The organism is Wolbachia endosymbiont of Cruorifilaria tuberocauda (assembly GCF_013365475.1).
GTDB lineage: Bacteria > Pseudomonadota > Alphaproteobacteria > Rickettsiales > Anaplasmataceae > Wolbachia.
Genome location: NZ_CP046579.1, coordinates 169233 through 181741 on the forward strand (window position 1 = coordinate 169233; position 12509 = coordinate 181741).

The following is a 12509-nucleotide window of genomic DNA, read 5'->3' on the forward strand; positions in this document are numbered from 1 at the left end:
AAAATCCTTTCACAGAAGGTGGACTTTTATTTAATGGGTTTTTTGAGATCAAGTCTCCTCAAGTTTATTTATGCAAGTCAGCCTTTTTGAGTAAATAATTAGATCTTTTTAGTTATAAGAGCGTAGCATTTGATCGTCTACATAAGTTCTAGTTTCTTGATTTCTCTTGCAGAGAATATAATCTGAATATGAAAATGTATGCTGATTCATGGTTGTAAGATTCCAAATTTAAGGATGATCCTCTTAAGTTTTACTAAATATATAAAAAAAAGATCTAGTGAAATTGATCGTAATGCTACTTACAATTACTAGTATTTTTACTGTAAAGCCTTAATTATATAGCCTTAGTTTAAGATTTTGCAATTAAAAAGAACACACATAATATCGTGGAATTGATGAGATAATAGACAAAAATCTATTTTTTAGAGAGAGAAAATTATTAAATATCAGATTTGTTATGTTAGTTCAGACCAAATTTTTATAAAAAGAGAGAATTGGATATTCGGTGGCCAAGAGGTTATGTTAAGAATGAATGATAGATAAACTAAAGTGTCTAGAAGACTTTCTTATATTTCCCATCCTTATTTTATTAATAGCATAAGTGTGGTTACATTCTGAATAGTGTTCTATTTTCTCAGACATAACAATTTCAGTAAAATGTTAGTTTAAAGTTAAAGTAATTTTATTACGCTTCTTTAACTTTGAATTATTGAGTGTGCAAAATACAGTGCCAGGGCTTTTATGATATTTTTCTTAGTCTTTTTATTAGGAATGTTTATAAAGCTTTGAGAATAGCTCTATTTTTTTGAAAGCGCTATATTGCTGCGTAATACATGATTTCATACATCGCTTACTAATCACTTAGTTGTTATATTAGTTTAAGTGATATAGAGCATAACAGGTAATATATGAGTAATTAGTTAAAGGTGGGTTTCATACTAGGTATGAACATAGGTTCTTACATAAAGTTTTTATAGTAAGGGGTAGTATAGTTAAAGTGAAATAGTTGCTGAATATTGAGATGTTCAGTGCTATAGCCAATGATGAAAGTGAAAATTCACTATATTATCCTGTTTGTTTAAGTGCAAAAAACTCCAATTTTTATTAGTATTTAGTAATTAATTCAAGAGATAGAATAGGTTCACTACTATAACTTGCTGGCTTGCATAGCGATAATAAGTTAACAAGTTTACTAATTACAGAGGCGCAGAAATTGACTAAGGAGATGTTAAAGGGGGTAGTGTGATTCATTCAATGGCTTCATATAAGGTCCTAAAAAAGAATGCAGCCTTAAATGTAGAGAAGAGATAATAGTTTTTGCATTCCTTTATTTTTAACTACTATCAACTACTTCCAATTGTAGGGGCAAAGCTGGAATTATATGATATCCGAGAAGAGAAGTATAAGTATGAAAGCAAAAAATACAAAAGATAACATAAAAGCATTTTATAGTGGGTGTAATGATAAGTGAAGATAGGTGAAATTTATTGTAGGAATGGGGTAGGAAAGAGCTTCTTTAAAAGAATTTGTCTATATATAAGATAAGCATGATTATGGTGTATTGGATTGTTATTGAGATACACGAGGTTTTCATAACAATCTTTGTATACCTCTTAGTTTTGCTGAGCGTGCGCGCGGATTTGTACTTATTTCTTCTGAACTTGCCTTGATTACTCTTCTATTTAGAAGAGAAAACTTTCTACAATTTGTAAATCTTGTATTACATAAATTCTTAAAAAAGTTTTTGACTATACGGTCTTCTAAAGAATGAAAAGTGATGACGATCAGCTTACCATCCTTATTTAAAATTTCTGATGCAGCTTTAATGCCATTCTCAAGTTCTTTAAGCTCGTCGTTTACCCATATCCTAATTGCTTGGAATGTCCTGGTTGCAGGGTCAATTTTGCTTTTTCTACGAAGCACAACAGAACGTACGATGTCTGCAAGCTGAAATGTAGTGCTGATAGCTTTTTTCTTACGTGCATTTACTATTGCTCTTGCGATCTTGCGAGAATAACGTTCACCTCCGTAGCTGTATATAGTATTTGCAATTTCTTCTTCATGTAAATCATTAACAAATACTGAGGCGTTAACATTGGAAGAGTAGTCCATGCGCATATCAAGCGGTCCATTATGTAAAAATGAAAATCCTCTGTTTCCTTCATCAATCTGCATAGATGATGCTCCTACATCAAATACGACTCCATCTACAGTATTGTTTGATATTATTCTTGTGTTGTTTGACCATAGATTTTTTTTTGGGATTAGCACTGAAGTAGTAGAAGATAGCTGCGGAACTACAGAAGATTCTGCAAAGTGCTTGAGGTTATTACTATTTAACACAGTTTGAATGTTGCTAAACTTTTCAAGAAATAACTTTATTTTTCCAGGGTATTTAGCATTTAAACTGTGGTAAAATTTTGCAACTGTTTCATCCCTATCAATTGCGTACACTTTACAATCAGCTGACTCTAATATTGCTCTGCTATATCCCCCAGCTCCAAATGTAGCATCAACATATACACCACCATTTTGTGGTGAAAGTTGTAAGAGCATTTCTTTCAGCAAAACTGGAATGTGTGCCATAATATTCTATACTTAAGCATACAAAAATATATGATATAGAAATACTTAGATTTGATAAGATATTATTTAGCATAGTTTGATCTAAAATGCAAAGTATTTTAATACTAAATAAGTTATAGGAAGCTGTCACAGCAAATAACAAAAATAATATTTTAAAGTTTAACTTATGCAACTTTGCTTTGGTGTGACCAAATGCTTTTAAGTTACTTCTTAAGCATAAGAAACAAGTGCATTCCCCATTTAAATAATCAGTTAGTTAGCGTGCTAAGAGTTTTTGGAATACCAACAGCAGGGTTTCAATTGAGGTTGATAGTAAATCTGATGTATTTTCTATGTTGATGATAAACGTAGAAGAAAGGTTGTTATTGTTTTCAACATGATTTCAATTTTATTGATAACGTTTTTGCCTTTTATTTTTGGTTAACAGTGTAATCTATCATCATAGATAAGATATATACTTGAGGGGATTTATATGAGAAATAGAAGTCTATCTCAATTACCATTAAGATGGTTGTTAAACGTCTATAATAAACCTTTCCTAATATCAACAATAGTTATATTTCTAGAGAATGTATCTCTTTGAATATACCTAGTATTTTTCAACGTGTGCCTACATTAACAAACGTGGGAGTATAGGTCAGATTGACTATATTGTTTGCAGTGCTTTTTGATAATGTAGAGAAAGGTTATGAAATTTACCTCATGTCTTTTATAAAAGTGAGTTATCCAATTTTTAAATGGTATTAGTGATATTAATTTTATTCCAATAATACGGTATATTATTTATCCTCACGTCTGCATTACTTATTCTATTGGTACACTTATGCATAAATTTCTTCTAGAAAAGGTCAATATAAGTGGATTTAGTTTATCAAAAAATATATCTGCTGGATTTCTTTTGCAATCTTTTATTGTTAGCATCAATCATTAAAGTTACAGGACAAGAAACTTTGACAAGCTTTTACATGGTTTTCTGTGTATTGATTTGATTATTATAATTAAGTGATATAAATAAACTTCATCTTAAGCTTACTACTAAATATTTGTTATTGTTATCTGTAAGGACTAATCTCATAAAATCTGTCAGAGTTGTTATGAGAGTTTGTTTTTGGTATTATCAGGGGATTTTCTATTATATAGTTACATTATCAATAGAATAATTTTATATGCATTTTAAATCAGTTGTCTTATGTATATTAGATGGATGGGGAAATGGAATAGAGTGTAGCAATCACAATGCCATTAGCAGTGCTAATCCACCATATTGGCAATATATCAGTTCTAATTACCCAAAATGCAATTTGTCTGCCTGTGGCACTGATGTTGGATTACCAGATGGTCAAATAGGTAATTCAGAGGTTGGCCATATTAACATTGGTGGTGGGAGGATGGAGGTGCAAAGCCTACAGCGTATTAATCAGGAAATTGGAGCAATAGAAAGTAATAGAAGTTTGCAGAACTTTATTAGTAATCTAAAGGATAAGAATGGTACATGTCATATAATGGGACTAGTATCGGATGGTGGGGTGCATTCACATCAGAAACACATTTCAACTTTAGCAAATAAAATATCACAATATGGGATCAAAGTGGCGATACATGCATTTCTAGATGGGAGGGACACTTTGCCAAATTCAGGAAAGAAATGCATTCAAGAATTCGAAGAAAGTGTAAAGGATAGTGATGTGGAAATTGCTACTATCTCTGGACGTTATTATGCTATGGACCGTGATAATAGATGGGAGAGAACAATTAAAGCTTATGATGCTATAGCTTTTGCAAAAGCACCATGTCATGATAATGTAATTTCGTTGATTGATAATAATTACCAAAGCAGTATAACTGATGAATTTATTAGACCTACAGTGATAGGTAATTATCAAGGTATCAAGCAGGAGGATGGAGTATTATTGGCTAACTTTCGTGCTGATCGAATGATACAGTTAACTAGTATTTTGCTTGGTAAAGCAAACTACAGAAAAGTAGCAAAATTCTCTTCTATTTTAAGTATGATGGAATATAAAGAAGATTTTCAGATTCATTGCCTTTTCCCTACTATACCTTTTGCTGAAACTTTAGGTCAGGTAGTAGAAGATAATGGATTACGACAATTGCGTATTGCTGAAACTGAAAAATATGCACATGTAACTTTCTTTTTTAATTGTAGGAAAGAAGGACCTTTTTCTGGTGAAGAAAGAATTCTTATTCCTTCACCAAAAGTTAAAACTTATGATTTACAGCCAGAAATGTCAGCTTTCGAGCTTACAGAAAAACTTGTAGAAAAAATTCATTCTCAAGAGTTTTCACTAATAGTTGTGAATTATGCTAATCCTGATATGATTGGACATACAGGCAATATGAAAGCAGCTGAAAAGGCTGTGCTCGTTGTAGACAATTGCATTGCAAAAGTGCTCAATGCTGTAAAAAAGGTAGGTAACTCTGTGCTTATTATTACATCAGATCACGGGAATATTGAGTATGTGTTTGACGAAAAAAATAATATACCTCATACAGCACATACCCTGAATAAAGTTCCGTTTATTATATGTTCTGATTCTTGCGGCAACTTAAAGTTAAGGGATGGAAAGTTATCTGATATTGCACCTACTATTTTACAATTACTTGGAATTAGAAAATCTGGTAAAATGACTGGTAATTCATTAATTATATAGTCATGTTTTTGCCTGTACCTAATTATGCTAATATTAGCTAAAACTAATTCTTAAAGTTTTCTCTGTTAACACTAATGACTTATTAAAAAAATTATTAATATCACTAATACTGCTTACGTTAATACTGCTTACGTTTTTTATACTGATGGATTTATCAATTCTTTTTACCAGGTTAGATAAAACTTTATTAGGCCCAATTTCAATAAATTTATTGGTTCCGCGTTTTAACATATACAAGATCATCTCTTTCCATCTAACTTTACTTATGATTTGCTTGGCAAGTAAAGCTTTTATGACTTTGGGATTACTTTCCTCTTTAGCTGTAACATTTGATACAAAAGGAATTAAAGGACGAGTTATCTTAATATTTTCTAAGAATTTTAAGAATTCTTCATCAGCAGGTTTCATAAGAGATGAGTGAAAAGGACCACTAACTTGCAACTTAATTAATTTTTTCACACTTGTATTTTTGAGCAAATTAGGTAGCATTTCAAGAGCTTCTACAGTACCGCTAACTACTACTTGCCCACCACCATTATCATTTGCAATTTCACAAATTGAATCAATTTGAGCTGATTCCAATATATCTTCTACTTCGCTGATTTCTGCACCTAATAATGCAACCATTCCTCCTTTACATTTCAATGATGCATCATGCATTGCTTTGCTGCGAACCCTCAGCAGCTTGATTGCAGATTCAAGAGTCAATGCGCCTGCAGCACATAGTGCTGTATACTCACCAACTGAATGCCCACAAACATATTTAGCGTTTTGATCAGAGAAAATATGTCTACCAAGCACATACTCCATAGCACGTAGTATTGCAATTGATACTGCCATTATAGCAGGTTGAGCATTTTCTGTAATGGTAAGTTCTTCAATAGAACCATCAAAAATTAAATTAGATAACTTTCTATCTAGTATGTTATCAACTTCATTGAATACCTGCCTTGCAACTAAAAACTCACTATATAAGCTTTTTCCCATTCCTATAAATTGGGAGCCCTGACCAGGAAAAGCAAAAATCATAAAATTACTTTTTCTTTTTATATTAAGAAGACTACATTATTTGGTTTTTGTCAATATTTGGAATACTAATTGACTTAGTGAATTCAATTCACTATTATGTTAATAAACCAATGATTTGTAAGAGGCAATGATAAAAGTTGATTACCATAAAATTACTATAATTATGACAAACGGTCAAGAATTTGAGACTTATTCTACTTATGGAAAGGAAGGTGATAAGATAAGACTTGATAGAGATCCTCTAACTCATCCTGCATGGACTGGAAGTTTAACTGGTGAATCTGCAAGTAGAACTAGCAAATTAGCTAAATTTAATGATAGATATGGTAATATTTTCTAATCTCCCTTCTTATTTTTGAGAACTGACTGAAGCATGTATAAATACAAAAATATAGGCTATGTTGCTTCTCTATCACCGAAATCGCAAAAGGTGTCTAAGCTATTACAGAAGCTTAATTTTGTCAATATAACAGAAGAGAGTAAGCTTGAGTTTGATTTATTAATAGTTGTTGGTGGTGATGGTTTCATGCTACGTACTTTACATAATTACGTTATAGAAAATAAAAGCATGCATGTGTATGGAACAAATACTGGCAATGTAGGTTTCTTAATGAACAAATGTTTTAGTTGTAGTGAGGATTTGATTAACCATATAGAGTATGCAACTTCAGCTCAGTTAACTTTGTTAAAAATGGAAGCTATAAGTACAAGCGGCAAAAGATATCATTACATAGCAGTAAATGAGGTATATGTCTTTAGAAAAACAAACCAAATAGTAGAGATGAATATTATTATAAATGATAAGCTAAAGATGAAAAGATTTAGAGGTGATGGAATAATATTGTCTACTCCCATAGGGAGCACTGCATATAACTTCTCTGCTGGCGGTTCGATCTTGCCGCTAAACTCGAACTTACTTGCGCTAACTTCCATCAATAGTTACTACCCAAGATGTTGGAATGGAGCATTAATTTCAAATGATACAATAGTGCAAATTGACATTAATGACGTAGAAAATCGCCCTGCACTTGTAGTATCAGATTATAAAGAGTTTCATGATATATCGCAAATAAAAATACAGAAAGACCATGAAAACACAGTTACTCTACTTTTTGACAAAGATTATTCATTGGATGAAAGGATCTTTGATAGACAGTTCTTATACTGAATTTTATATTTATCTTTAAGTTAGTATTTACTAGCCATAAATAGCTACAGTGTCCCTAACATATCAGTAACTGTTATAAAGGTCTGTATGCAAAAAAACAAGGTGATGCTAACTTTTTAAGCTAGCAAGTTAAAATAATGAGGTGATATAATGAGCTATGCCAGTATCTAGACAAGCATTTCCAAAAATGTGATGCAGTTAAAATTCACAATTTACAAATCTATTCAACAAATCAGGCCATGAAATGGAGTGAGTGAGGTAAAAACTCCAAGATTCATTATCTATAAGAATAATTGGTCATAGCTTGGGAAAATCAGTGCTTCAAAAAGCAATATTACTTCCCTTTGTGGAAAGGGTAATAGCATTGAAAATAGTTAATCATACCTAATAACTTCTTTAATCAATTCAGATAAAAGAAAAAAAGACCTTGCTAAGTGAAATGTATCGTGCAGTGGAAGGGATTTCTTACTTCAATCATTTTATTTGCTTCTCACTTGCACTAGCCTGGTATTTTTGGCAATAAAAAATAATTTAGAAACACCGAAGAATATTAACTTTAAAAAAATTCGGATGAAAGTTTTTGCTAAGATGTGAGATATCAGATAATGGTGAGGCTATGAAATCTGTGATAAAATACAGCAATGAAGCTCATTCAAATTTTTAGTTTAACATTTGGAGTGGTAAAACAGAATTTGTTGACATCAACAAAACGAAGCAATTGCAAAACTAAAAAAATTATCCTCAATATAGTCTAGTATTTACTGTATTGTTAATTGATGTAGCGATATGGTTGCTACAAATATAGTGCTTTTTTTAGAATTGCTTACAATAAGTGATGTCAATAACATGAAAAGATCTGATTAAAGTCTTCTGAATTAGAATATAGGTTTGTTGTTGCTGTAGGCTAAGCTATACTTATATTAATCACGTACCTTAGCCATATATTACTATAAAGAAGAAAATTGTACTATTCTTAATATCTTTTCAAGAGAGATTACCATGAGAATGGTATGTGAGTCTTTATCAAGGTTAAATAAAAAATATAAAGTGCTTACGGATACTACAGTAAATGAGCCAAAGCAGAATTTGAAGCTTGAGCAAATCATAGTTCCAACCTTATACTTGTCAAAGTACTGTATAGGGAGTAGATTTCCTGTGCAATGTTAATGCTCATAGTTAATTTAAAAATCATCAAAATTTTTGTTGTTAAATAAATTTCACTCTTGCTATAGTTTTACTATTTAGGTGCTTTTAACTCCAGAGAGCATTGCATTCAGTTATGAAAAATTTAATATTAATATCCATGGTAGTAATTGTATTAATGATTATTGCTTTTTATACAAAAGTGATGGAACTGGTTGTTCTCATCTACTTTCATCTATAGAAAATGTTGGTAAGGCGCTGACTTACTTTTAGCTGTAAACGTAGCAAGTTCAATTTTTTAAAGAAGAAAGTTATCCACTACCGAAAGTGGATTCAGAGGTTAAAAAATGCTATATCAGTAAAATTTAGAGATAATAGTAATTGTTGGTTTGATTTTACAAAAAGAACTGGAATATTAGTTTCCAATGAAGTTTTAATAGATGCTAAGGAGTTGAACACTTATGAAAATTTAGCAAATGAAATGAAATGGAAGGGAGACATTAGTACACTCTTTTATAGGTCCATATAACCTATTATTGATTATTTTTTATGATTGCGAAAGATGATTTTGAGGAAATAAAGGAATATTTTAGCAAAATTACAGAAAATGTGGCAAGAAAAATAAGCGGTAGTGGTGCTGTTAGATTTATGCTGTAGAGTTCCCTGTAGTAAAGGGGGTGTTGCAGTAGTAAGTAGATGTTACTTTGCAAGAATTTTTCATATAAAAATGGACATGGAAATGATGATGCAGATAAGCTAAGAATTTTGGCATAATCAATAATAATGGTATTATGGTAAATATTATTGTGAAACAGCATAAAAGAAGGAAAGGATAGAGAAAATACTGTGGCTTTATTGGAGTTTTTTGTAAGCAGGAAAGCTAAGGAATTTTGCCTAAAATCAGGAATAATTATATTATTGAAGGTGTTGGAACTTGTAGTGTATTTATAGAATTTTGAGGCTTTGTTTGCAAAGCGACTACTTCCTGTAAATCTTGAAATACTGCTTGAAAGTGTCATGAAGGCTGATGAATGTAAATAAAAATAGTTCGCCTAGGCAGGTTTTTTGTTATCTTGTTCTTTGTCAACTAGGGCTTTTGTGTGTAAGCCTTGTTTGCAAGAAAAATTTATCATTATCTTAGCTTACCTTAGAATGCAAAAATAATTACGCAGATAAAAACAAGTTGCAACACTAAAGTTCTCTTTGCAAAGTAACCAACTTGGGTTGGGATGTTTTTTAATAATCTTCTACACTTTTTTTTACTTACCGTTGTAAGGAAAGTACATCAGATTCATTATTAGTAGAATTTTGTCGCTTTTCCGTTGATATTCTATAATTACTTGTACTGGAGGTTAGCTATACTAGAGATCAATAGCTAGGTAGAACCATAAGTAACGCAACTGTAAGTGCCATTCTTCGCAGAATAAAACTCTGAATCTTGTTTTCAAACTGACTTCATTATCTTTTTCAGTTTTGCTTTTATTGTTAATCTACTTATTCCAATAAAATTGGAACGCTAATTGTCAGTTAATACAAGTTTTTCGATATAATGAATAGAATTGATCCATAATTTTTATGAATGGGCTATCAAAGGTAGGTAATAAGAAAGTTGAATAAATTCAATTACAACTTTATCTTAAGAAGATATGAGCAATAGAAAGAACTTATTAAGAATACGAGATCTTACGATTGATGATGTAGAAAATATAATAAAACTAGCTAGTCAATATCTGAAAGATAAAGTTGCAAATTGCCATGTTTTAAAAAATAAGACAGTGATAAATTTATTCTTTGAAAACTCAACACGCACACTCGTGTCCTTTGAAATAGCAGCAAAAAGCCTTGGAGCAAATGTTGTGACCTTACCAATGAATTCTTCTTCTATTAATAAGGGAGAAGGATTGAAGGATATGATTAGAACGTTAAATGCGATGAGTCCTGATTACATGGTGATTAGGCAAAAAGATAGCGATATCCTTGATGTGTTAGCTCAATATATTAACTGTTCACTAATTAATGCAGGTACTGGTAGTAGTGAACATCCTACTCAGGCTCTTACCGATTATTTTGTTATCAGAAATCATAAAAATCAAATAAAGAACTTAAAAATTGCAATATGTGGAGATATTCTGCACAGCAGAGTTGCAAGGTCAAATATAAGATTACTAAAAATGCTTGGAGCAAAAATATGCTTGATTGCACCACCGACTTTGATTTGCAGACATTTTTATGAAGTAGATTCAATTTATTATTCATTGGTTGAAGGCATAAAAGGTGCTGATGTAATTATGCTTTTGAGGTTGCAGAAAGAGCGCATGAATAATGGATGCTTTATTTCTTCAGAGAGAGAATATTTTCATTTGTATGGTCTTGATTCACAGAAGTTGTCATATGCAAAACCAGATGTGATTGTTATGCATCCAGGACCAATGAATAGAGGAGTTGAAATTAGCAGCGATATAGCAGATTGTGTTATTTTACAACAGATTGAGTTTGGATTGGCAATACGCAAAGCTGTGCTACATTATTATAATTCTTGCTAATACCAAAAAAATGTGTAACCCTATAAAGCTTATACTTGGTTAGTATGACCTCCACACACGAGGAGTTACCGCATTTAAGCAGTAGCTCTTTGTGTGTTTGTTAGATGCAATTCTACTTATGGTAGATTAAGCGCTTCTGTAATTGAGTACTTTGTGTTAAGTTTTTCTTTAAATATGAGTTATATTCTTGGTATTGCTTCTCAATTTTCGTTAGTTATAGCGGCGAATCTATAGCTATTAGCACTTTGTTACCTCAATGAAGGCTGCATCTTCATGTAGTATTGAAAGCTTTTTTGCATCACAGTCATAAATTATGAATTTACTGTTTCTTTTAATAGAATTTATCTTTCTGCAAGGTACTAACTTTATAATTTAGTGCATGTAGCTTGGCTAAAACTTTAATAAGGAAATTGCTTCTCTATTCTTCAGTATTGTTGAACGAGGCTTTTATGTTACTATAAAGTGTAGTAATGTTTACCTATGCTTTTTCCTTAAAGCTTGGTCATAGTAGAGCTCTTTTCTGTTCTTATGTTATTCCTTTTAACTAACACAGTTTTCTGCTCTTAATTTATTAAAGTATTTCTTTTTTTAAGATGTTTCTAGACTCCGAAACAGATTAATAGAATAAACTTTAGATATATCTTCAAGTTCTTCTTTTGAAATGCCAAGTTGTAATTTGTCTCCTTTATCAACTACTGTTTATTGTTCAGCTTGAGTGGTAAAACCTAATGTTCTTATCTTCAGCACTTGAAGTTGGTCCTTACCAAATTAGAAAATAGCCTTCCTTTTTGAATTGTCTTTGCTTCACCTTAGATAGGGCGTTCTCATCAGATCCTTAAAATAAAGGAAACCATTCAGAGTTTTTCTATATTCTGTTCTGCATAAGCAAGCTATCAAAAAATTTGGATAAGTTTATTCAAATATGTGTGATATATTGTACCTGTTCAATAAGGATTATTGACTTCTTTAATTATCATTCTAGGGAGGCAAGGCTCTCTTATACCTATCACAAACTAATTTTGCAAAATTATAAATTGTTTTCTTTCTGTTAATTATGTAATATCCTCTGCTAAACCTTTTATAAAAACCTGCAAGATCCGACTTAAAAGTTAAATGAAATATTAATGTATAACAAATTCATGCTTAATAATATAATTATAATTGCTGATATAATTATTGTTTGAAGGCAGTATAACACCACATGGTATATGAGTATTGCAGCTACTATTTGAACATTTTTGATATCTTTTCTTTTCTCAAGTAAGAATGATCTGAAGTTAGAAACGTTCCATATGGTAAAAGTAGATTATTACCACCTTTCTTCATTCCAAGGATTCTATCAGAGGGTTTTAAAGTGCTTTCTAAAGT

The 12509-nt window shown here is 31.2% G+C and carries 6 protein-coding genes; 4 read left to right on the forward strand and 2 right to left on the reverse strand.

The window, feature by feature from the left end; genetic code table 11:
• Positions 1 to 1590: 1590 nt before the first annotated feature.
• Positions 1591 to 2586 carry a 16S rRNA (cytosine(1402)-N(4))-methyltransferase RsmH gene (gene rsmH / locus GOY13_RS00630; protein ID WP_175813939.1) on the reverse strand — a complete coding sequence of 332 codons (996 nt, stop codon included), beginning with the start codon at positions 2584 to 2586 and terminating at the stop codon, positions 1591 to 1593.
• Positions 2587 to 3752: 1166 nt separating this feature from the next.
• On the opposite strand from rsmH, the gene gpmI reads away from it, so the two are divergent.
• On the forward strand, positions 3753 to 5258 hold the full coding sequence (gpmI, locus tag GOY13_RS00635; protein WP_175813940.1) for a 2,3-bisphosphoglycerate-independent phosphoglycerate mutase: 1506 nt from the start codon (positions 3753 to 3755) through the stop codon (positions 5256 to 5258).
• Between the two features lie 33 nt (positions 5259 to 5291).
• Here gpmI and fabD read toward each other — a convergent pair whose 3' ends face one another.
• Positions 5292 to 6287 (reverse strand): ACP S-malonyltransferase, encoded by a 996-nt coding sequence (fabD, locus tag GOY13_RS00640; protein WP_175813941.1) that lies wholly within the window; start codon positions 6285 to 6287, stop codon positions 5292 to 5294.
• Positions 6288 to 6414: 127 nt separating this feature from the next.
• Here fabD and rpmE point away from each other — a divergent pair, with 127 nt between their 5' ends.
• The 3 genes from rpmE (at position 6415) to GOY13_RS00655 (ending at position 11141) form a co-directional block, all read left to right on the forward strand.
• Positions 6415 to 6627 (forward strand): 50S ribosomal protein L31, encoded by a 213-nt coding sequence (gene rpmE / locus GOY13_RS00645; protein WP_175813942.1) that lies wholly within the window; start codon positions 6415 to 6417, stop codon positions 6625 to 6627.
• 33 nt (positions 6628 to 6660) lie between these two features.
• Positions 6661 to 7455 (forward strand): NAD kinase, encoded by a 795-nt coding sequence (locus GOY13_RS00650; protein WP_175813943.1) that lies wholly within the window; start codon positions 6661 to 6663, stop codon positions 7453 to 7455.
• A gap of 2789 nt (positions 7456 to 10244) precedes the next feature.
• On the forward strand, positions 10245 to 11141 hold the full coding sequence (locus GOY13_RS00655) for an aspartate carbamoyltransferase catalytic subunit (RefSeq protein ID WP_175813944.1): 897 nt from the start codon (positions 10245 to 10247) through the stop codon (positions 11139 to 11141).
• Positions 11142 to 12509 lie beyond the last annotated feature (1368 nt).